Consider the following 20,876-nt stretch of genomic DNA (forward strand, 5'->3'; position numbering starts at 1 on the left):
CATTTCTTGACGGGCCGCTCAATCGACCTTGGTCATCGCCGCCGCCTTGCGCTCATTGGCGATCAGCCAGAGATTTCTGACATAGATGAACATGCCCATGGCCTGGCCGGCGATGAACACCGGATCCTGACGCACGATGGCATAGATCAGCAGCAGGCCGCCGCCGAACAGGGAAAAGAACCAGAAGGCGACGGGCACGACGCTGCGCTTGGCCTTTTCAGATGCCAGCCACTGCACGACGAAACGCATGGTGAAGAAGAATTGGGCGATGAACCCCAGCAGGATCCACGCGTCGAATTGCTTGACAAAAACCTGGTGAAGCCAGGTTCCCAATTCCTGAAGCACGTTAACCACGCTTGATTTCCTCTACTTTTGGCATTCTGCGGCGCCTGCGGCGCAGCCACCAGACACCGCAGAGATCGAGCGCGCCCTGCAGGCCGCGGTCGAAGATGCCGTAATTCGACTTGCCGTGGCGGCGCGAGCGGTCGACGACGTCGCAATGCACGACGCGATATCCTTCCTGAATGACCAGGGCCGGGACGAAACGATGCGTGCCGTCGAAGAACGGCAATTTGCGCAGGATATCGGTGTGGACGGCCTTCAGGCCGCAGCCGGTATCGCGCGTCTCGTCATGCAGGATGGCGTTTCTCAGCCAGTTGGCAAAGCGCGAAGCGAGCTGCTTGACCTTGCTGTCGCGGCGCTTGAGGCGCTGCCCCTGGGCGGCGCCGAAATCGGGCCCGGCCTGCCGCAAGGCATCGACCAGGACCGGAATGTATTGCGGATCGTTCTGGCCATCACCGTCGATCGTGGCGACGATGCCGCCGCGCGCAGCCCATGCGCCCGAACGCACGGAGAGGCTTTGGCCGGCTGACTTCTGGTGCCGCAATTCCCGCACCGGGAACGGACGAAGTGCTGTCTGCTCGGCCAGCACCGCAGCGGTCTCATCGGTCGAGCCGTCATTGACGATGATCAGTTCGAAGTCGCGCCCGGCCATCGCCGCCTCGATCTCGTCGATCAGCAGCGGCAGGTTTGCCGCCTCGTTCCTGCAAGGAATGACGATGGATATCAATGCGTCCGGCATGTCGCGTCGGGGCTCTGTCGTCGGATGGGGCATTAAATGGATGCCGTGCGGTGCCGCTCGAGGTCGTGGGCTGCAAGAACCTTTGGCGCGGCGCCTCATTACGCCAGCCGAAACGATGAAGCAAGCATTGGTGCGGGACGGCTCGTCGCATCGTTTCAACAACGGGTGATCACCCTGATATCTTGTGACCCTTGGCGCATGGCAATCCATCGCAAAACCGGATTCCACTTTTGCTGATCGCGAGTTGCTGATTGAAGCGCGATCCGCCGCAAAACCGGATTCCACTTTTGCTGATCGCGAGTTGCTGATTGAAGCGCGATTCGCCGCAAAACCGGATTCCACTTTTGCTGATCGCGCTTGGATGCTAAACGCGCGCCTTCATATAGGCCGCATCAGACCGGCCGGACGTTTTCGGGAAACAAAATATGCCTGGCTTCAAATCCGATTTCCTGCGCACGATGAGCGAGCGCGGCTTCATCCACCAGATTTCGGATGAGACCGGCCTCGACCAGCTTTTCGCCAAGGAAACGGTCACCGCCTATGTCGGCTATGACGCCACCGCCACCAGCCTGCATATCGGTAATTTGATCTCCGCGACCATGCTCTACTGGCTGCAGGAGACCGGACACCGGCCGATCGCGCTGATGGGCGGCGGCACGTCGATGATCGGCGATCCGTCCTTCCGCGACGACCAGCGCAGCCTTTTGACGCCGGAAGCGATCGCCACCAACATCGAAGGCATCAAGCGCATCTTCGGCCGCATCCTGCGGTTCGGCGACGGCCCGAACGACGCCATCATGGTCAACAATGCCGACTGGTTGATGAAGCTCAACTATGTCGAGTTCCTGCGCGACGTCGGCCGGCATTTTTCGGTCAATCGCATGCTGACCTTCGACAGTGTCAAATTGCGGCTCGACCGCGAGCAGTCGCTGTCGTTCCTCGAATTCAACTACATGATCCTGCAGGGCTACGATTTCGTCGAACTTGCCCGGCGCCAGAACTGCCGCCTGCAGATGGGCGGGTCGGACCAGTGGGGCAACATCATCAACGGCGTCGATCTCGGCCATCGCATGGGCACGCCGCAGCTTTACGCCCTGACCACACCGTTGCTCACGACATCCTCCGGCGCCAAGATGGGCAAGTCGGCAAAGGGTGCGGTCTGGCTCAACGGCGACCTCTTCTCGCCCTATGATTTCTGGCAGTACTGGCGCAACACCGAGGACGCAGATGTCGAGCGCTTCCTGAAGATATTCACCCGCCTGCCCCTCGATGAGATCGCGCGGCTGGCCGCACTCGGCGGCTCCGAGATCAACGAGGCCAAGAAGATCCTGGCCACGGAGACGACGGCGATCGTCCACGGTCGAGACGCGGCAAACCAGGCCGAGGAAACCGCGCGAAAGACCTTCGAGGAAGGCGCGCTGGCCGAGACATTGCCGACCGTCGAGGCCGACAAGGCCGCGCTGGAGGCCGGCGTCGGCATCCTGTCGCTGCTGGTCACGGCCGGGCTGGCATCGTCCAACGGCGAGGCGCGGCGGCACATCCAGGGTGGTGCGGTGCGCATCAACGACCAGTCGGTCAGCGACGACCGCCGCATGGTCACGCTTCAGGATTTGAGTCCGGAAAACGTGGTGAAGCTTTCATTGGGCAAGAAAAAGCACGTCCTGGTGCGGCCGGCGTGAGGCCATTCACCGGTACTCGAAGATCGACCTGAATATGCCCGGTGCGATCACCGAGAGCGGGTTGACGTCGAGCACCGGCTTGTTGGCATTGCCCCTGAGCCGGTAGGTGACGCCGATCAGGCCGCGGTCGCGGCCATTGCCGAGCAACGCGCCGACGATGGGCAGTTCGCCGAAGATGCGGTTGAGGCCATAGACCGGCATGAAAGTGCCGGTCATGTCCATATTGTTGTTCTGGTCATAGAGGATGCCCTGGAACGTCGTGCCGATGCGCGGACCGCGCAGCACGCCATTGGTCAGCTTCAGGTAGCCGCTGCCTTTCTCGATCTCCGCATAGCCGCGCTCGAACTTCACCCGCGACGTATCGAGATTGCCCTTGACCGCCTGGTTGAGGCTGCGGTTGTCGCCGGCCGGCGTGGTCGAGACGATGGAGGCGAGTTTCGGTTCGTTGACGATGAAGAAATTGCTGGTGTCGACCTTACCCTTCATCGGCCCGTCGCTGGTTCCTGACAAGGCTAGCGTGATCGCGCCGCCTTCCATGTGCTCGTAGACGTTCAGGAACCTCAATATGGCGCCGGCGTCCGCGGACTGCACGTTAAGTGAGCGCTGGCCACCGCCGGTGGTGTTGCTGATGGTGATGGCCGCGCCCGAACTTGCCGTGGCGCTAACCTTCAGTCCGTTCACCCTGGAACCGGCAGCGCTGTAATCGAGCTTCAGGTTGGACAGTTGCTCGTCGTGGAAGCCGGTGAGCTGTTCGACATCGGCGCTGACGGAAATATTGTCTGTTCCGGTCGTCTTGGTTGCGGTGTCCACATCGGATGTGAACTGCTTGATGAGCGAACGGGCGTCGAGCGCGTTGCCATTGATGTCGACCGCATAGCCCTTGCCCGACCGCTTCACCGAAATCGCGACATCGTCACCCCGGTTCAACGTGACCTTGCTGAACTTGGCCGACGACAGGGCGCCGTTGACCAGCACGATGCCGCCCTCGATGGAGAATGTCTTTCCGTCGAGGTTGAAATCGGACAGCGTCGTGGTGTCGCCGGCCTTGGTCATGACGAAGGTGACGTTGGCCGGAACCCCTGCCCCCTTGCTCCAACCAGCCCAGGGAATGTCCAGCCTGGCATTGGTCAGGTCGGCCGAGACGTTCTGATTGCCGCTGCCGCTCTTGTCGATCGCGACCTTCACCGTTCCGCCCAGCAGCGGCGTCAGGCCGGGCATGGCGGCGGCACGGATCTTGTCGTCGAGCACCAGCGCCACCTTGCGGCTGCGCGGCGGCCCATCATCCGCCAGCGGCTCGACAAGATCGAGTTCGGCAGGAATGCCGTTCAGCGATGCCTTGGCGGAAATCAATGCCTTTTCGGGATCAACCGTGATCGAGCCGTCGGCATCGGTCACGGTCTGGCCATCGAACGGCTTGGCCAGCGAAAGGCCGGTGTAGTCGAGCGACACCAGCCAGTCGAGTTTCGAGGTGTCGACGCCGGACTGCAACGGAATGTCAGCCCGGACATGACCGGTAACGTTGCCGGACAGATCCTCCGGCAGGAAGCCGACATGGCGCATGGCATTGATCGGTTCGTAGGAGGCGAGTTCCGCAACAGCCGGCGCCTCCCCCTCGACGTCGATGTCGAGTGCGCCGATGACCGGCGGGCGGTTCGCCGCCTTGACCGCCAGCGTGCCGTTGCTGGCCGCCACGGTACGGCCGCTGGGCATGAAGACGGTGCCCGAGGAGAGCGAAACATCGACGTCATTGCCGTGGAAGGCGACGACGCCGACCGCGTCGCGTATCGGCGGAATGCGGCCGGCAGTGTCAAAACGCGCCCCTTCGATCTGGAAGCGGCCGAACACCTCGTCGGCCGCAAGCGGCACGCCGTTGCCGAGGCGATCGGACACGACCTGGAACTGAAGATTGCCATCGACGACGCGGCCGCCGAACAGGTTGTTCAGCACCCAGAGTCGCGCATTGCGCGCCGAAAACCACGGCCACAGCTGCTTGACGTACGAGACCGGCATGTCATGGACGTTGAGCGCCAGATTGATCCCAGGAGCCTTGCCGTCAACGAACGTGACGGCCGCAGTGCCGAGCACCTCGCCGGGAGCGTCGGACCGAACCGCGATCTGCTCGACCACCAATTTGTGGCTCTTGATTTGATAGACACCGGCGATGCGCGCGAGGAAGGTCAGCGCGGGCTCGGGCGATTCCGATGGCGCCAGGGTCGAATCGTCGCTGGTCAGGTCGTAACGATAGGAGGGTTCTTCGCCTGCCGCCCCGGTCGCGGGCTTTGGCCCTATCGAGCCGCCGAAATTGAAAGAAGACCTGCCGGTTTTCAGCAACAGCTTGTCCACCTGGATCTTGTTGCTGCCATCGATAAGCGTGGCATCGACATCGACGTCGGCCGGGAGCAGCCCGCGAGGACCAAGATCGAGCACGGAACCTGTCGACGACAGGGCGGCCGTCAGCCGTGATGCCGTGGCGCCGGCTCCTTCCGATCCTGTCAGTTTCAGCGCGACGGCCCCCAGCTTCCCGGCGTCGGTCGTGGAGCTATCGGCAGCCGCCAGATCGATGCTTGCATTCAGCGCCGTGACGCGGTGCGCCGCGATATCGCGGGTGGCGGAGGCGGCAACGCTGACCTTTCTGCCATCGACATCCGCCTCGGAGGAAAACGCCATGCCGCCTGGCCCCGACTGTGCGACGGTAGCGTCGGCGATCTTGAGCCGTTTGATCGCCCCGGTGTCGGGCAGCACGAATTCGACATTGCTGAGTTCGATCCGGCGCAGCGAATCTTCTCGCACGGCGTCCAGCGCGCGATGAATGTTGCCGAACACCGCGTCGGACAGTTTCTCCGGATCGACGAGGCCGTCCTCATTGCGCAATTGCGCCGTCCAGTCGCCGCCAGCGGGCATCGCCGCCACAACGATATGGGCATCCGAGATCCTGGCACTGGTCAGCCGCACCTCTCCCCAAAGCAGCGGTATCAGGCGCATGCCGAAGCGCACGCGGCCGGCATCGGCCATCGGCTTGTCATCAGATGTCTTCAGGCTGACATCACTCACCTGGAGCGCGACGAAGCTCGAACTGTCGAGCGTTATCCGCGCCGGCCCGACCGCGACATGGACGTCGACGCCGGCGAGTTTCTCGATTGCGGTTTCGGCTTCGGCCCGAAGCCGCTCGGAGCCGATCCCGGATGCCCCGACCAGATAGACAACGACCGCGGCCAGCAGGATGAACGCGACCATGCCGGCAAACACGCGCGAAAGCATGCGAAAGCCGCGGCCGATCGACGCCTGACCGAGCGGTGGAACGCGGCACGCGGACGGCAACGTCCCCAGGTCGGTGATCTCGTCACGCCTGAACCGGATCTTCTCGTGCTGCGGTTGCTCCTGATCCACGCAATCTTCCGTTGTACAAAATTCGCTCGTGGACGAATCCCCGGTCGACACTATATCGGTGTGGCTTCGCGCGTAACCTCAAACAAGGGCATCGATATGGCTGACCTCGACGTGGGCGATCTCGCACCGCAGTTCGACCTGCCCCGGGATGGGGGTGGGTCTCTAAGCCTTTCGTCCTCGTCCGGCAAACCCGTCGTCCTCTACTTCTATCCGCAGGACGACACGACGAGCTGTACGCAAGAGGCAATCAGCTTTTCACAGCTGAAACCCGAATTCGAGAAGGCCGGCGCCGTCGTGATCGGTCTGTCACCCGACAACGTCAAGAAGCACGACAAGTTCAAATCGAAATACAGCCTCACCATCGACCTCGCCGCCGACGAGGAGCGCAAGGTGATCGAGGCCTACCATCTGTGGGTCGAGAAATCGATGTATGGCCGCAAATACATGGGCGTCGAGCGGGCGACATTCCTGATCGGCCGTGACGGGCGGATCGCCAGGATTTGGCGCAAGGTCCGGGTCAAGGGCCATGCGGAAGAGGTCCTGGAGGCCGTTCGCGCGCTTTAAGCGCGAAGACCCACACGAACCGTCCTACTCGTCGGGTGCTTCTGCCTTCGGCTTCGGTGGCCGCCGCGCTCGCCAGGACTTCGCAACATGGCTCACCCGATCGGCCAGCGCGGCAAGATGACCGCGCAGGCCACGCGCGCCGATCATCGACGACAGCGTGACGGATTGTGTGGCGAAGCGCCGCTTGAAATCCTCGCCGCCGCAGAGAAAATCGACTTTGGCCAGGCCACGGTCGAGCGACCACTGGATATAGTCCATCATCAGCACCATACCCGGCGAGGCGCGCTCGTATTCGGGATCATAGGTGGTGATGAAAGCCATCATCGTGCCGTGCTGCTCGAAATTGATCGAGACCGCGACGATCGTGTCGTCAAGTTCCAGCACGAAGATGCGCAACAGCCCGAGTTCTGCCAGCACCGAAATAAGCGCGGCGAGAACCGGCGAGTCCTTGTCGAACAGGTCCGAAACGCGGCCATGCCTGACGAGCCAGATGCGCTTTAGCGCCGCGACCCGTGCGAGCACCGGCTCGCGCGGCTCGTCCGCATCGAGCAAGCGGAAACGCAATGTGCCGCCTTCCTCCATGAACTTGCGGCCACGACGGTAGTTCTGCCGTGCCTTCTTGGACAGCGTCTCGAACCACTCCGCCCCGCTTTGCCAGGGACCCGCGACACGGTAGCTGATTTCAGTGCGGTGGTTGGGCCGAAGCGCCGTGCCATGGCGCGAGGCCGGGTCCAGAAGGGCATGAACACCGGCATCCGGCAGCAGACGGTTGAGATAGATGAGGTCGAAGCCGCCCTGATCAAAAATGTACTGCCAGAGGCGGGAGATCGCCAGCGGATCGCTGTCGGGGGCAACCAGCGCATCGCCATAGTCGCTGTGATCCTTCGCCGCCCATTCGAGTATGCGGATGCCGGAGCGCTTGAAGGTAGCGAGCGCGATCACGCCCTCGAGCCTGTCGCCATTCCAGGCAAGCCCGATCCTGAGCGTTCGCCGCTGCTGATGCGGGGTGGTGAGCCACCAGGCCGCGGTCCAGGCGGGGTGCTGGAAGACAAGCCCGCCGGCTCGCTGCCAGAGCGTGCACCATGCTGGTGCGATCTCGGCCAGGCGGGCCGCCGATGTCACGACTTCGAAGGTGCGTGTGCGTGGGATGGCGAGCACGAAGGGAGCGTTCATGGCCGTGTCCCTTCCGATGATCGCGAGACCCTTGGCTTTCCAGGCCGTATGCGCTTGGCAATGTGCCCCCACATCCGCTTCAGCGGCATGACATAGAGGCCGGCCAGCGACTGGTAGTCGCGCACGTCGCGGTCGACCAACCCGAACTTGAAGTCCTCTCCGGGCTTCGGCACACACAATGTTCCAAAGAGCCGGTCCCAGAACGAGAACAGCAGGCCGAAATTCTTGTCGTAGTGGCGTGGATCGGTGCTGTGATGCAGCTGGTGCCAATGAGGACACAGGATCAAATTGTTGAGCAGGCCGAACGAGATCTTGAAATGCGTGTGCCTGACGAAATCCATCATCAGGATGTTGCGCATGACGTAGACGTTGACGCCAAAGACGGTCAGTTCGACGAGGTTCAGCGAAATCAGCGACCAGACGCCGAAGCAGAAGCCGACGATGACGCCGTCCCAGGCTCGATTCATCAGTTCGTCGAGCGGATGGACCCGGTCCTTGGTGATCCCGACCATCACCTCGGCCGAGTGATGCACCTTGTGCAATTCCCAAAGCACGGGATAGCGATGCTGGGCAACGTGATAGAGATAATAGGAAATGTCGTAGGCCAGCAGCATGGTGATGGTGAAGATCAGCACCGTCAGCGGCCCTGCCGGTCCCTCGATCAGCGGCGGCTGGAACTGGAACAGTGTCGAAAACAGCCAATTGGTGCCGTAGCCCACCGCCGACACGAAGACAATTCCGGCGGGCAGCATGAGGAAGGGCATCAGCGCCTTCTTCGTCACCCAGAACATCAGGTCGGCCTTCGCCGAGGGATGCGTGATGACCTCGTGCGGAATGACGAACTCGAAAAATTCCTTCCAGCTCTTCTCTTCGACCGTGCGCCAATAGGCCACGAGCGCGCTGACAAAGGCAGTCAGCAGCAAGAGCCCGGTCGCCAGAAGACTGGTGCCCGACAGCTTGTCGAGGACCTTGCCAACCAGATCGCTCAGCATTCCTGCTGCCATGATGAATCCCACCCCAGGCACGCTTTTAATCGAAAACCGTCAATTAAAAGCAATTGAAGACAGTTAAGGAACCCTAGACCTTGAGCCGCGAGCGACAGGACGTTCTGCGGGCAGCAACTTGGTGCCCATCGCCAATGACGTGGCGGCACGATCGATGCCGCCGATGGCCGTTTTCATGCAACCTCTTGCCCGCGCCACGTGCATTCGGTGCCGCGCAATCGATCCGGCAAGCCTTTGTTAACCCTAATAATGTGTAATCAAGCAGTCGTGGTGTCGTAAACGAAAGCTTGGTCCCGTGAACGCAACCGGTCAGTCCGCAGTCTTCGGCAGGCGCAAGGAGCCCCACACCGTCATCATCGCCCGCGGTAACGAGATCAGGCATTTCACGATCCGGCCATGGCTCGCGGCATTCATCGGTTCAGCACTCGCCGCCATTGCCATCGGTTACCTCATGGCCACGTCCTATCTCGTTTTGCGCGACGACCTGATCGGCGCCACCACCGCGCGGCAGGCGCGGATGCAGCAGGCCTACGAAGACCGCATTTCGGCACTTCGTGCCCAGGTAGACCGCATCACCAGCCGCCAGCTGCTCGACCAGCAATTGATGGAAACCAAGGTCAGCGAACTGCTTGAACGCCAGACACAACTCAGCCAGCGTCACGGCCGTCTCGGCCCGTTGCTCGAGCGCGCCGAGAATGACGTCGGAACGACTCCCACCGAAGATCCGGCAGCGGCTGCCAAGCCGAACAAGCACGCCGAGGTGACCGGCAGCATCAGCCAGCCGGCGCAGAACTACGCGGTCGCCAGCCTGAGCGCCGACCTTGGCGCCGCCGATACCAGGCCATTTTCCCTATGGTCAACGCGCACCGATCCGCTGCCCAGCGATTCCGCTGCCGATCGCGCCGACAGGCTGTTCGTGTCGATCAACCAGTCGCTGAAATCCATCGAGAACGAACAGCTCACCCGCATCAGCACGTTGGCGGACAATGCCTATAAGAGCGCCGACGCTATCACCCAGGCGCTCCAGGCCGCGGGCCTGCCGGTCGACAGCGATTTCGGCAAGAACGAAAGCGATGTCGGCGGCCCGCTGATCCCGCTCGACAGCTCGATGATGTTCGACAGCAAGGTCAAGGAACTGGACGAGGCGCTGGATACGCTTGACCATCTCAAGAAAGAAGCCCGCCAGTTGCCGCTCGCCAACCCGGCTCCCGGCCACTCCGTCACCAGCCCGTTCGGTGTGCGCACCGATCCCATCCTCGGCACCGCGGCACTGCATTCGGGCATGGACTTCAGGGCGCCTATCGGCATGGACGCAAAGGTCACGGCGCCCGGCGTTGTCACCAAGGCTGGCTGGAATGGCGGCTATGGCCGCATGGTGGAGGTTGACCACGGCAATGGTTTTGCAACCCGCTACGGACATTTGAGTGAGATCGACGTGACCGTGGGCGAGAAGCTGGGTGCGGGCGCCGTCATCGGCAAGACCGGCAGCAGCGGCCGCTCGACCGGCCCGCATCTGCATTATGAGGTGCGCCACAATGGCGAAGCGATCGACCCCCTGCGCTTCCTCACCGTCGGCAAGAAGGTCGCCCAGTATCTCTGAGGCGCGCAGGCACTGACGGTTGACCGCCGGACAGTTTCCGGCGTTGATCGTCCTGCGCCCGTCAGTCGGTATTTTCCGGTTGCGCCGATAGAAATCTGGTCGCCGCAGCAACCAGCGTGGCCGCACCGACTTTCAAGGCCGCCTCATCGACACGAAACCTGGGATGGTGGAGCGGAAAGACCGATCCGACCGCCTCGTTGCGGATTCCGAGCCGAAAATAGACCGACGGACGCTTCTCGCTGAAGTAGCCAAAGTCGTCCGCGATCGTCCATCCGGGCGTGTTGAGAACATTGTCGGCGCCGATACAGGCCCTGCCGCTGGCGGCAATGAGCTCGGCCATCTCGCCGTCGTTGACGACCCCCGGTTCACCCTTGTGGATGGCGATATCCACACGGGCGCCGTGGCTTGCCGCCATGCCTTCCAGGATTTCGCGAACGCGGCGCCAGGCCCGCTCGCGGGTCGCGTCGCTGCCGCTGCGGATGGTGCCTTTCAAGGCGACCTTGCCGGCGATGACATTGTAGGCGTTGCCACCATTGATGCCGGTGACTGAAATGACCAAGGGGTCGTAAGGGTCGATCTCGCGCGAGACGATCTTCTGCAGTTCGCCGACCATGGAGCAGGCCACGGCAATCGCATCGACACCCTCATAGGGTTTTGCCGCGTGCGCGGCTTCGCCGATGACGATTGCATCGAACGTATCGCACGCCAGCGTGTAGGGGCCCGAACGGACCGCGATCTTGCCGGATGGCGTATAGGGATCGACGTGAAGGCAGATCGCGGCGTCGATATCGTCGAGCAGCCCCTCTTCCACCACACGTTTGCCGCCCGATGGCGAATCCTCCTCGGCCGGCTGGAAGATGAGGCGAACGGTTCCGCCAAAATCGGCCCTTGATCGATGGAGATGCGCGGCGACCGCGAAGCCCATCGATGCGTGGGCGTCGTGACCGCACGCATGCATCACGCCGGGATTGGTCGACGCATAGTCGACACCGGACTCTTCCTCGATCGGCAAGGCATCGATGTCGGCCCGAATGGCAATCTTTCGGTTCGACGGCTTGCCGGTGCCGACAATATCGACGGCCAGGCCAAAACCCGCGACGTCGCGAATGTCCGATATCCCCTCGCCGGTCAGCATCTGCCTGAGATAATTCTGCGTGTTGGCTTCGCGGTTCGACAGTTCCGGATTGCGGTGCAAATGGCGGCGGATCTCGATCATCCGGTCGAGGATGCCGGCGTCGATATCGACTGCACCGGTACCTTTAGCGCCAGCTGCCATGGCCGAAGCCTCAAGATTTGACATGGATCTCTCGCGGGAACTTGGTCAGCGTCTCATGGCCGGTTTCGGTCACCAGAATGGTCTCGCTGATCTCGATGCCCCAGCCGTCCATCCACATGCCGAGGATGGAATGAACGACATTGCCTGACTGAAGCGCCGTCTTGTCGCCGGGCCGCAGGCTGATCGTGTGTTCGCCCCAATCCGGCGGATAGGCGACGCCGATGGAATAGCCGATGCGCGATTCTTTCTTCAGTCCGTAGCGCTGAATGACCTTGCGCCATGCGCCCTCGACCGCTTCGGCAGTCGTTCCCGGCCTCACCGCATCGAGCACCGCGTCCATGCCCTCGATCACTGCCTTTGCCGTGTCCGCGACACGCGTCGGCGTCTTGCCGAGCTGCATCGTTCTTGCCAGTCCGGCGGCATAGCGGCGGCAGACGCCGGCGAGTTCCAGCGCAATCGTCTCGTCGTCTCCGAACCGACGGTCGCTCCACATGATGTGCGGGGCCGAGGCATTCTCACCGCCGAGGATCGTCGGAGGAAGAGCCGTGATGTCACCGGCGAAGTCCGGGCTGCCGGCGATCTGCGCCGCCTGGATGGTGGCGATGGCATCGCATTCGCGCACACCGGGCGCGATCACCTCGAAGGCCCGCGTAACAGCGGCCTCGGCCAAGGTCGACGCCTTGCGCAAATAGGCGATCTCGGGCGCGGATTTGACCGCACGGATCCAGTTCACCAGGAGATCGGCATCGTGCCATTTCGCATTGGGAAGTCCGGCGACAAGCCGGGCATGCGCTTTCGGCGAGAAATAATAGGCTTCGAGCTCGATGCCGATATGTCTGGTACCCCAGCCCTTGGCGACGATCCAGCTGGCGATCCAGTCCATGGGGTGACGATCGGCCCGCTGAACATGATCCTCCGGAAAGCCAACCACGTTTTCTGGCTCCATCCAAGCCGTCAGCAGACCGCCAGCCGCATCCATAGCGCGCCCGATCCAGACCGGCTCGATCTCCTCTATGGGCACCAACACCACCTGCGGTGTGTAGAACGACCAACCATCATAGCCGGTGGTGTAATGCTGGTTGGCAACGTCGTTGACGATAAGGAGCTCGAGACCGCGCTTCGCCATCTCGGCGCGGATTTTTCGAAGCCGCTGCTGGTATTCGTCGCGGGCAAACGGCAGTTCGATCATCTCCACTCCATGCTGTGGTCAACGGTTGCGAGGCTCGCTCACCATTGAAGCGGTTTCGCCATGGCGGCAATCAGCCAAGCTCGACACGTGAACAGGGCCTAGGTCGGATGCGACTTGCGGCTCTCCCGGGATCGGGACGCGGCTTTCGTTTTATTTTTGAATTCCATTTGACTGAATAAATCTTTGATGCGAACCTGATGTCAACTGGGGGCGCAAGGTATGGCGTTACGGGGCACCAATCAGGAATTCGGGCGGCCGTACAACCGGCGCATCGTGCTTGAGTCCATCCGCCTGCACGGACCGATCGCCCGCGGCGAGATCGCCAGCCGCGTCGGCCTCACTGTCCAGACCGTATCGACGATCGTCCGCGAGTTGGAGGAGCAGGGCTACATCCTCTCCGTGCGTGAAGAGCCCAAGGGGCGCGGCCTGCCACCAGCGACGCTGCGCATCAATCCCGAGGGCGGTTATGCCGTCGGCATCCACATCACTCCGCTCGGCATCAATGCCGCCCTGATCAATCTGAGCGGCGATGTGATCGAGAGCACTTACCGCGAGGCGCCGAACGCGACACCAGACCATGCCTTCGACCTGATCGGCGGAATGGTGATTGAATTGACCGGATTGCGGGCCGGCGGGCGGGTTCTCGGGGTTGGCCTCGCCCTGCCCGGACCATTCGGTGTCGAATCCATGAGTTTTGTCGGCCCGACCACCATGACCGGCTGGAAGGATGTGGCGCTGCGCGAGCGGCTGGCCGCCTCAACCGGACTGCCGGCCTTCTTCGAAAACGACATGGCGGCTGCGGCCATGGGCGAGCGTCTCTACGGCCTCGGAGTGCAGTTTTCCGAATACTACTACCTCTATTTCGGCGTGGGCCTTGGTGGCGTCATGGTTCATGACGGCAGCGTGTTTCGCGGCGCATGGGGAAATGCCGGCGAGGTCGGGCATATCCCTGTCGTTCCCGGCGGTCAGCCTTGTCCGTGCGGCAACAGCGGCTGTCTCGAACGATACCTTTCGCTCGAGGCGCTCCGGCGCTGGAATGGCACAGAGGCCGATTGGGTCGCGGAAGTCGCGCCGATCTTTCACAATGCCATCGCCATCATCGAAAACCTGTTCGACCCCGAAACGATCATCCTCGGCGGGCTGGCGTCCACCGATCTGCTCGAAAGGCTGGCCGCGTCGACTGACGGCCTGCACAACTCCGTCTCGGCGCGCAAGGACCGGGTGACGCCGCGGGTCATGGTCGCGCGCGGCGGGCAGCATTCCGTGCTGCGCGGCGCCGCCGCGCTTGCGGTTTCCGGAGTGCTGTCACCGCGCTTCGGCCAGATGTTCGCCGCCGAACGCGAACGCGGCCGCGATCTTCTGACAGCCAAGGAGATTGCGGCATGAGCGAACCGCTGCTGGTGCTCGACAACGTCACCAAGAACTATGGCGCCATCGAAGCGCTGAAGGGGATCAGCTTTTCGATCGGCAAAGGGGAGGTGGTGGCGTTGCTCGGCGACAACGGCGCCGGCAAATCGACGCTGGTCAAGATCATATCGGGCGGACTGGAGCCGACCTCGGGCCGCATGCTGTTCGAAGGCAAGGAGTTTCTGGCGAGATCGCCTGCCGAGGCCAAGGCGGCGGGCATCGAAACCGTCTACCAGGACCTGTCGCTGTGCACCAATGTCGACGTGGTGGCGAATTTCTTCATGGGCCGCGAGATCACCAGGAAGGTGCTTGGCGTTCCAGTGCTCGACGAGCGCGCTATGGAGGCCGTCGTCGAAAAGGCGCTGGCCAGCGCCGGCACCCGCATTCCGTCGCTGCGCACCAATGTCGAGCACCTCTCGGGCGGCCAGCGGCAGGCCATCGAGCTCAACCGTTTCGTGCATTGGGGCGGTAAGCTGGTGCTGCTCGACGAGCCGTTCGCCGCCCTTGGCGTCGAGCAGACGCGGCGCGGTCTCGACATGATCCGCCAGGTAGCGAGCCAGGGCATCGGCGTCGTCATCATCACCCACATCATGCAGCAGGCTTTTCAGGTCGCCGACCGGATCGTGGTGATCCGCCAAGGCGTCGTGGCGGGCGATGTCGCACGCAACAAAACAAGTCCCGATGCGGTGATCAACATGATCACCGGGGAGACGCTTGCCGGTGCCGGACCGGCGGGCTGAGGGACAAAAGAGGGGTCCGGCTTAACAGGGAGCCAACGACATGAAGCGAATACTTCTTGCTGTCTTCGGTATCCTGGCACTGGCCTTTGCCACGCTCACGCCGGCATTCGCGCAGTCCAAGGGTATCGTCTATTATTTGGTGCCGACACTGCTCGACGAGTTCCAGACCGGCTCGGTAAGCGCGCTGGAGCTGTTCCTGAAGCAGACCGGCTATGAAATGAAGACGCTGAACGCCGACAACAAGACCGACGCCCAGCAATCGCAGATGAACGACGTCATCGCCCTCAAACCGGCAGCTATCATCCTCGCTGCCGTCGACTTCAACGCGCTGAAACCGTCGATCGAAGCGGCGCGTGCCGCCGGCATTCCAGTGGTCGAATTCGACCGCCAGATCACCGCGACTCCTTCCGATTTCACTTCGGTCGCCGGAACGGTCGAGATCGGCTATGTCGCCGCCGACCAGGCCGAAAAGCTGCTGAAGGCCAAGAACGGCTCGGTGAAGGGCAAGGTGCTGCAAGTGCTCGGCGATCCCGGCGATCCCTACACGCTCGACATCCAGAAGGGTTTTGAGGAGAAGATGAAGGCGTTTCCGGACGTCAAGATCATCTCGCTTCCGGCCATGCAGTGGGAAGCCAGCAACGCCGGCACCATCGTTGCCGACCAGATGCTGGCCAACCCCGACATCGACCTGATCTTCAGCCATGCCGCTCACCTCTCGGTCGCCGCCGTCGCCTCGCTCGAGGCTGCCGGCAAGAAGCCGGGCGACGTCATGCTGATGAGCTCGAACGGCGCTCCGGTCGGCCTCGACCTGATCCGCAAGGGCTGGCTCAACGTCGAAGTCGAACAGCCGCTCTATGCGCAGGCCGCGGCCGTCGCCATGTTCATGGACAAGGTCGTCAAGAAGCAGGAAATCAAGCCTGGCGAATATGACGTGCTTGGTTTGAAATCGACCGTGACCAAGGAAGCCTGGGGCCCGAACATCAAGATCCCAGGTGCTGCCATCACCAAGGAAAACGTCGACAACCCGGCCTTCTGGGGCAACCAGAAGCCGCCGACGGACACCGTCACGTCGGTCGAATAGGCACGTCGCCTGAGACGCTCCGGGCCCTCTCGGCCCGGAGCCGATCCTCCAATTCCAATCCGCGCATGACTTCGAAAATCAAAAGATGATTTCGGATATGCGCCAGCCGGATCAGCCCATGAACCCTCGCACCCGCCATGCCCTGGAGTTCGTCCTCGACAACCTCGTCTGGTTCATGCTGCTGTTCGTGCTGGTGGTCTTCTCCATCTTCGTCCCGAACTATTTCCAGCTCGGCATCTTCGCCAACATCATCGAGGCCTCGAGCGTGCTCGGCGTAATGTCGATCGGCCTGGCGCTGGTCATCATCGCCGGCCACATGGACCTGTCGGTCGAATCGGTTGCGGCGCTCAGCGCCATGGCGGTCGGCATCCTGTTCTGCTCGTCGGGCATCGGCATGGGTGTCCAGTTGCATCCGGAATGGCTGATGGTGCCGGTGTCGCTGCTGCTGGCGCTGGCCGTGGGCGGCCTGATCGGCGCCTTCAACGGCTACCTGGTGGTCAAGGTCAAGATGAGCGCCTTCATCATCACGCTGGCCTCCTACATCTGGGTGCGCGGCCTGGTGCTGGTGATTTCGGGCGGCCGATCGGCGCAGGATCTGGCACCTGCCATCCGCTGGTTCGGCATACAGCGGCTGATCGGCCTGCCGCTCACTGCCTGGATCGCCATCGCCTGTTTCATCGTCTTCTCGCTGATCATGGCCAAGACGCCGTTTGGCCGCCACCTCGTGATGATCGGCGGCAACGAGACGGCGACCTTCCGTGCCGGCATCCGGGTGAACCGCAACCTCATCATTGCCTTCGTGCTGGCCGGCGCCATCGCAGGCCTCGCCGGCTGGCTGCTGGCGATCCGCACCTCCGGCGCCACCGCCAATCTCGGCGTCGGCCTGCTGTTCAACGCCTTTGCCGCGGTCGTCATCGGCGGCGTCAGCCTGAAGGGCGGCGTCGGTACGCTGCCCGGCGTCTATGCCGGTGTGCTGCTGCTCTCGGCCATCAACACGGCAATCAATCTGATGGGGCTGCCGGCCAACTTCACCCAGGTCATCCATGGCCTGCTGGTGCTGGCCGCCGTGCTGCTCGACGCCTTCAAGCAAACCATTCGCCAAAGACTCGCATGACAGGACGACTCGCATGACAGGAAGGCGGGCATGACCGGACGACTGGACGACAAGGTGGCGCTGATCATCGGCAGCGCGCGCGGCATCGGCAAGGGCATTGCACTGCGCTTCGCCGAAGAAGGCGCAAGGCTGGTGCTCGCCGACACCGAGGTCGAGGCCGGGCAAGCGACCGCCTACGAACTTGGCGCCGCTTTCATCCGCACCGATATCTCGCAAATGCGCGACGCCGAGGCCGCGGTGGCATTGGCGCTGAAGCATCACGGCCGGCTCGACATCATCGTGCAGAATGCCGGCATCTATCCCTGGCAGTTGATCGAGAACACCAGCGTCGATGATTGGGACCGCGTCATGGCCGTCAATCTGCGCGGCACCTTCAATGCTACCCGCGCCGCACTGGTGCCGATGAAGGCGCAACGCTACGGACGCATGCTGTTCACCTCCTCCATCACCGGCCCGCATGTCACCAGTCCCGGCCACGGCCATTACGCGGCGACCAAGGCAGGCATCAACGGCTTCATCCGTTCGGCGGCTCTCGAATTCTCCGGTTACGGCATCACCGTCAACGGTGTCGAGCCCGGCAACATCCTGACCGAAGCGATCCAGCAGCATCGTGGCGCCGCCTATATCAAGAACATGGAGGATTCCATCCCGCTCGGCCGGCTCGGCAGCCCACGCGACGTCGCCAATGCCTTCCTGTTCCTCGCCTCGGACGATGCCAGCTACATCACCGGCACGACCATTGTCGTCGACGGCGGGCAATTGCTGCCCGAGGGCAAGGATTTCCGGATGATACCGCCGTGATCTTTACATCGACGGCATTGGATCGGCCGCCTCCTGACCAGAGGCAATAAGGACAAGCCGTCGCTCGGCGCACCAGTTGGCAAGTATTCCCTCATAAGTTGCATGGAACGCATCCGCACCTCAAGGGTTGTCTATCAGTGCTAGTCAACCGAGGGGTTTCCGAATGGTCGACGACATCAGAACAAGCCATATCTACCAGCGGGCTCATGCTTTGGCGGAAGGTGGCGTCCACAACTCTCCAGCCGGGATTGTTGCCGCGTTGCTGGCCGAGGGTTACCCGGAAGCAGCTGAGCTGTTGAACACCAAAAACATCCATGCCGATCTGCTTAGGGTTTGTGATGCGGCTGGACCGCCGGCCGGACCCTGTCTCGACCTTTGCCATTGACGCTCATTTGGCGGCATCGGCGAATTTCGGCATTTTTTGACCGACCAAACGCGCCTCACGGCTGACTGCCGCCGACGCCTTGATCAGCCGGAATTTTTGTACAACAGCAATTCAGGCCGGTATTCGAAATGCATGGTGTCACAGTGATACCAGCGGCCGCCCCAGATGAAGCCGTTTTTCTCGAACAGTTCGACGATCGAGAGCGGAATGCGATTCTTGAAGGGAATGTGTGCCTTGGGGTTGGCTTTGTTTCTGTTGTTGTACCAATAGTCGGAGCAGCCGACATTGATGTCGAAGGCTGCCCCGAAAGAGTGGACACTCAACCGGTCTGTGCCGGCGATCGGCCGCCAGACAAAACCGCCTCCAGGCTTCAGTCCGTAGCGGCTCAAATCCGGCGGCATCGCCTCCAGGGCGTCAGAGACCTTGCCCAGCCGGTCGTTGATGCCGAAAACCCTAGTGACCTGCACGGTTTTCTTGCCGAGTTTCGGCAGCCATTTAACGTTGGCGATGTGCCTGCCCACCTCTGCGGCGCTTTTCCCGTAGAGCTTCTCGAAGAAGGCCTCGTTGCGGATACGGCCCGGATCGAAATCCTCCGCCGGGACCAGCGCGCCCTCGGCTGCCGTCGGATAAGCGTAGCGAAACATGTCTTCGATGTCGGGGCTCTCCAGCAGCGCGTCGGCGTCGCGCGTCTTGCCGTCGTCCCACACCATCGTGGTGCCGTCGGTCCAGGTCAGGATATTGCCGGAGATTGTGAAAAGGCCGGGATAAGACTTGAGCAGGGCCGCCTTGGCCACCGGCTGGTCTACACCGTCGCCGGCACCTGCCGCGTGCGCCAAGCGCCCCTGGCCAGAGATCGCCAGCATGATCGTCACCAACAGCAGCATGCGTCCCGGGCTGCTAACCATTGTCCTGTCTCCTGCAAGGGCCAACGGCAACAGTACGCCTCGTCATTGACGCGGCGATAGCCTGATCATGTGAATGAATGGTGGGCGATGACGGGCTCGAACCGCCGACATCTTCGGTGTAAACGAAGCGCTCTACCAACTGAGCTAATCGCCCGCTCCGGCGCGGACCTTTAAGCGGTCGAGACCGGCTTCGCAAGGCCAAATGAACAGGCGACGCCGTGTTCGCGGGCCGGATTTGTCAACAAAACGCCGGCTGTCAAAAAACCTTCTCCAGTTTGCTGTTATGATGGTTTGGTACGCTTGACACCCGGTGGCGAACCCCTTATCCAGCGCCCCAACGACGAACACGGCTGACACGTGCTCGTCAATGCGCGGGTGTAGCTCAGTTGGTTAGAGTGCCGGCCTGTCACGCCGGAGGTCGCGGGTTCGAGCCCCGTCACTCGCGCCATTTCTCTCAAGGGTTTCAAGCCCTTGGCACAAGGGAAATGTCGACATGAATTGTCAAAGTCCCCTTTCAGAAATGAAGTGTCGAGGTGCTTTTGCGCCTTATCGGCGGCTTGGTATCCTGGCAGACGGTGATCATTCCGTGCCAATCGCAAGGGGCCGACTGTCCTCACGGCCGCCTTCAAAAAAACCGTCATGCATGCGTGGCGGTGTGGCAAACGGGATGCCGCTCCAATAGGCTGAAAGGCAAATCCTGAACCGACTCAGCCTGGGTTGAGCCGCGTTTGATCTTGCGAATTGCGCTTGCGGATTTGCCCACAAAGCGCTCGATTCATTTCGCAGGTAGCGGAGCTGCACCAGTATGCTGCCGAAACGGTATGGAGGACTTATAGTGTCAATCGCACCAAACATTCCTTTACGCACGATATTCACGCTCGTTTACCTGGGTGCCGTAACGACGGTGGCCACCGCCCTTTTCCCGGCGACCGCGTCGGCCGAACGGCTGCAACTGTGCGCGCGTGAGGGCGGCATCTGTCGGCTGCGGTTTCCCGCCGAGGTGGTCTACGGCGCCCGGGGCCGCACAACCTCGCGCTATTTCGAGCGAAACGCCGTACCCTGCACAAATCGCGTTTTTGGCGACCCCGCACCGAACAAGCCAAAGTCGTGTTTCATCGTCCTGCGCGACCGGGACCAGTCGGATGACAATTACGACGAGCCGCGCCGCGAGAGGTGGGCGGCCTGTGCCGACGAAGGCGAATACTGCGACTTCGATGGCCGCAAGGTGGTGAGGTACGGGGCGCGCGGCCAGTTCACCCAGGACGTGTTCCGCAATGGCGTCCAATGCGACAACGATACATTCGGCGATCCCGCGCCTGGTCAACAAAAACGCTGCTACATCAAGCAGTAAGGCCATCGCCTGCGGGACATCTAAAAGCGCGTCGCGTTGAAGCGGATTCATGCGACGCGCTTTGGGTCCTTGTTTTGATGCATGCCGTTCTGCCAAACCGAGGTCAATTTTGGGCGAGATGCAGTAGGGCCGGAGCAGA

General features: G+C 62.1%; 18 protein-coding genes and 2 tRNA genes. 11 read left to right on the forward strand and 9 right to left on the reverse strand.

Going from position 1 to position 20,876, the window contains the following annotated elements:
* Positions 1-18: 18 nt before the first annotated feature.
* Both HGP13_RS23685 and HGP13_RS23690 read right to left on the reverse strand, forming a co-directional pair.
* Complete coding sequence (locus HGP13_RS23685; protein WP_027028626.1) at positions 19-354, reverse strand: lipid-A-disaccharide synthase N-terminal domain-containing protein; 336 nt, start codon at positions 352-354, stop codon at positions 19-21.
* Positions 347-1,081 (reverse strand): glycosyltransferase family 2 protein, encoded by a 735-nt coding sequence (locus HGP13_RS23690; RefSeq protein WP_172229496.1) that lies wholly within the window; start codon positions 1,079-1,081, stop codon positions 347-349. The genes HGP13_RS23685 and HGP13_RS23690 overlap by 8 nt, the downstream gene beginning before the upstream one ends.
* Positions 1,082-1,506: 425 nt before the next feature.
* Between HGP13_RS23690 and tyrS the strand changes: the two genes are divergently transcribed.
* The gene (gene tyrS / locus HGP13_RS23695) at positions 1,507-2,760 is read left to right on the forward strand and encodes a tyrosine--tRNA ligase (protein WP_172229498.1); all 1,254 of its coding nucleotides are present in this window, start codon (positions 1,507-1,509) and stop codon (positions 2,758-2,760) included.
* A 6-nt stretch (positions 2,761-2,766) separates the two neighbouring features.
* On the opposite strand, the gene HGP13_RS23700 is transcribed toward tyrS, so the two are convergent.
* Positions 2,767-6,147 (reverse strand): DUF3971 domain-containing protein, encoded by a 3,381-nt coding sequence (locus HGP13_RS23700; protein ID WP_172229500.1) that lies wholly within the window; start codon positions 6,145-6,147, stop codon positions 2,767-2,769.
* A 96-nt stretch (positions 6,148-6,243) separates the two neighbouring features.
* Here HGP13_RS23700 and HGP13_RS23705 point away from each other — a divergent pair, with 96 nt between their 5' ends.
* Entirely contained in the window at positions 6,244-6,711 is a 468-nt protein-coding gene (locus HGP13_RS23705; protein WP_172229501.1) for a peroxiredoxin, read from the forward strand.
* Between the two features lie 24 nt (positions 6,712-6,735).
* Here HGP13_RS23705 and HGP13_RS23710 read toward each other — a convergent pair whose 3' ends face one another.
* Positions 6,736-7,884 carry a GNAT family N-acetyltransferase gene (locus tag HGP13_RS23710; RefSeq protein ID WP_172229502.1) on the reverse strand — a complete coding sequence of 383 codons (1,149 nt, stop codon included), beginning with the start codon at positions 7,882-7,884 and terminating at the stop codon, positions 6,736-6,738.
* Positions 7,881-8,876, reverse strand: a complete 996-nt coding sequence (locus tag HGP13_RS23715; RefSeq protein WP_172234822.1) for a sterol desaturase family protein — start codon at positions 8,874-8,876, stop codon at positions 7,881-7,883. The genes HGP13_RS23710 and HGP13_RS23715 overlap by 4 nt, the downstream gene beginning before the upstream one ends.
* A 307-nt stretch (positions 8,877-9,183) precedes the next feature.
* Here HGP13_RS23715 and HGP13_RS23720 point away from each other — a divergent pair, with 307 nt between their 5' ends.
* Positions 9,184-10,488, forward strand: a complete 1,305-nt coding sequence (locus tag HGP13_RS23720) for a M23 family metallopeptidase (protein ID WP_172229503.1) — start codon at positions 9,184-9,186, stop codon at positions 10,486-10,488.
* A gap of 61 nt (positions 10,489-10,549) precedes the next feature.
* Here HGP13_RS23720 and HGP13_RS23725 read toward each other — a convergent pair whose 3' ends face one another.
* Complete coding sequence (locus tag HGP13_RS23725; RefSeq protein WP_172229504.1) at positions 10,550-11,788, reverse strand: M20 family metallopeptidase; 1,239 nt, start codon at positions 11,786-11,788, stop codon at positions 10,550-10,552.
* Positions 11,775-12,953, reverse strand: coding sequence for a M24 family metallopeptidase (locus HGP13_RS23730; protein ID WP_172229505.1), 1,179 nt, complete (start codon positions 12,951-12,953; stop codon positions 11,775-11,777). Before HGP13_RS23730 ends, HGP13_RS23725 begins: the two co-directional genes overlap by 14 nt.
* Before the next feature lie 219 nt (positions 12,954-13,172).
* On the opposite strand from HGP13_RS23730, the gene HGP13_RS23735 reads away from it, so the two are divergent.
* The 6 genes from HGP13_RS23735 to HGP13_RS23760 all read left to right on the forward strand — a co-directional run bounded on the left by HGP13_RS23735 (position 13,173) and on the right by HGP13_RS23760 (position 18,481).
* Complete coding sequence (locus HGP13_RS23735; RefSeq protein ID WP_172229506.1) at positions 13,173-14,339, forward strand: ROK family transcriptional regulator; 1,167 nt, start codon at positions 13,173-13,175, stop codon at positions 14,337-14,339.
* Positions 14,336-15,100 (forward strand): ATP-binding cassette domain-containing protein, encoded by a 765-nt coding sequence (locus HGP13_RS23740; RefSeq protein WP_172229507.1) that lies wholly within the window; start codon positions 14,336-14,338, stop codon positions 15,098-15,100. The genes HGP13_RS23735 and HGP13_RS23740 overlap by 4 nt, the downstream gene beginning before the upstream one ends.
* A gap of 40 nt (positions 15,101-15,140) precedes the next feature.
* Positions 15,141-16,181: a sugar ABC transporter substrate-binding protein gene (locus HGP13_RS23745; protein ID WP_172229508.1), complete on the forward strand. Its 1,041-nt coding sequence runs from the start codon at positions 15,141-15,143 to the stop codon at positions 16,179-16,181.
* 118 nt (positions 16,182-16,299) lie between these two features.
* On the forward strand, positions 16,300-17,295 hold the full coding sequence (locus tag HGP13_RS23750; protein WP_172229509.1) for an ABC transporter permease: 996 nt from the start codon (positions 16,300-16,302) through the stop codon (positions 17,293-17,295).
* 30 nt (positions 17,296-17,325) lie between these two features.
* Positions 17,326-18,096: an SDR family oxidoreductase gene (locus HGP13_RS23755; protein WP_172229511.1), complete on the forward strand. Its 771-nt coding sequence runs from the start codon at positions 17,326-17,328 to the stop codon at positions 18,094-18,096.
* A 163-nt stretch (positions 18,097-18,259) separates the two neighbouring features.
* A complete protein-coding gene (locus HGP13_RS23760; protein WP_172229513.1) occupies positions 18,260-18,481 on the forward strand; it encodes a hypothetical protein in 222 nt (73 codons plus the stop codon).
* A gap of 83 nt (positions 18,482-18,564) precedes the next feature.
* Here the strand turns inward: HGP13_RS23760 and HGP13_RS23765 are convergent, their stop codons facing one another.
* Both HGP13_RS23765 and HGP13_RS23770 read right to left on the reverse strand, forming a co-directional pair.
* Positions 18,565-19,386, reverse strand: coding sequence for a M15 family metallopeptidase (locus tag HGP13_RS23765; RefSeq protein WP_172229515.1), 822 nt, complete (start codon positions 19,384-19,386; stop codon positions 18,565-18,567).
* A gap of 78 nt (positions 19,387-19,464) precedes the next feature.
* A tRNA-Val gene (locus tag HGP13_RS23770) sits at positions 19,465-19,540 on the reverse strand.
* A 217-nt stretch (positions 19,541-19,757) separates the two neighbouring features.
* On the opposite strand from HGP13_RS23770, the gene HGP13_RS23775 reads away from it, so the two are divergent.
* Both HGP13_RS23775 and HGP13_RS23780 read left to right on the forward strand, forming a co-directional pair.
* A tRNA-Asp gene (locus HGP13_RS23775) sits at positions 19,758-19,834 on the forward strand.
* 387 nt (positions 19,835-20,221) lie between these two features.
* Entirely contained in the window at positions 20,222-20,737 is a 516-nt protein-coding gene (locus tag HGP13_RS23780) for a hypothetical protein (protein WP_172229517.1), read from the forward strand.
* The last annotated feature ends 139 nt before the right edge of the window (positions 20,738-20,876 follow it).

Origin of the sequence: Mesorhizobium sp. NZP2077 (assembly GCF_013170805.1) — a bacterium.
Taxonomy (GTDB): domain Bacteria; phylum Pseudomonadota; class Alphaproteobacteria; order Rhizobiales; family Rhizobiaceae; genus Mesorhizobium.

What these genes read in the sequence shown, in the direction of transcription:
- HGP13_RS23705 (WP_172229501.1), top strand. Translation starts at nt 6,244, where the DNA reads ATGGCTGACCTCGACGTGGGCGATCTCGCACCGCAGTTCGACCTGCCC.
- HGP13_RS23760 (WP_172229513.1), top strand. Translation starts at nt 18,260, where the DNA reads ATGGTCGACGACATCAGAACAAGCCATATCTACCAGCGGGCTCATGCT.
- HGP13_RS23745 (WP_172229508.1), top strand. Translation starts at nt 15,141, where the DNA reads ATGAAGCGAATACTTCTTGCTGTCTTCGGTATCCTGGCACTGGCCTTT.
- HGP13_RS23715 (WP_172234822.1), bottom strand. Translation starts at nt 8,876, where the DNA reads ATGCTGAGCGATCTGGTTGGCAAGGTCCTCGACAAGCTGTCGGGCACC.
- tyrS (WP_172229498.1), top strand. Translation starts at nt 1,507, where the DNA reads ATGCCTGGCTTCAAATCCGATTTCCTGCGCACGATGAGCGAGCGCGGC.
- HGP13_RS23735 (WP_172229506.1), top strand. Translation starts at nt 13,173, where the DNA reads ATGGCGTTACGGGGCACCAATCAGGAATTCGGGCGGCCGTACAACCGG.
- HGP13_RS23710 (WP_172229502.1), bottom strand. Translation starts at nt 7,884, where the DNA reads ATGAACGCTCCCTTCGTGCTCGCCATCCCACGCACACGCACCTTCGAA.
- HGP13_RS23755 (WP_172229511.1), top strand. Translation starts at nt 17,326, where the DNA reads ATGACCGGACGACTGGACGACAAGGTGGCGCTGATCATCGGCAGCGCG.
- HGP13_RS23740 (WP_172229507.1), top strand. Translation starts at nt 14,336, where the DNA reads ATGAGCGAACCGCTGCTGGTGCTCGACAACGTCACCAAGAACTATGGC.
- HGP13_RS23690 (WP_172229496.1), bottom strand. Translation starts at nt 1,081, where the DNA reads ATGCCGGACGCATTGATATCCATCGTCATTCCTTGCAGGAACGAGGCG.
- HGP13_RS23750 (WP_172229509.1), top strand. Translation starts at nt 16,300, where the DNA reads ATGAACCCTCGCACCCGCCATGCCCTGGAGTTCGTCCTCGACAACCTC.
- HGP13_RS23730 (WP_172229505.1), bottom strand. Translation starts at nt 12,953, where the DNA reads ATGATCGAACTGCCGTTTGCCCGCGACGAATACCAGCAGCGGCTTCGA.
- HGP13_RS23765 (WP_172229515.1), bottom strand. Translation starts at nt 19,386, where the DNA reads ATGGTTAGCAGCCCGGGACGCATGCTGCTGTTGGTGACGATCATGCTG.
- HGP13_RS23725 (WP_172229504.1), bottom strand. Translation starts at nt 11,788, where the DNA reads ATGTCAAATCTTGAGGCTTCGGCCATGGCAGCTGGCGCTAAAGGTACC.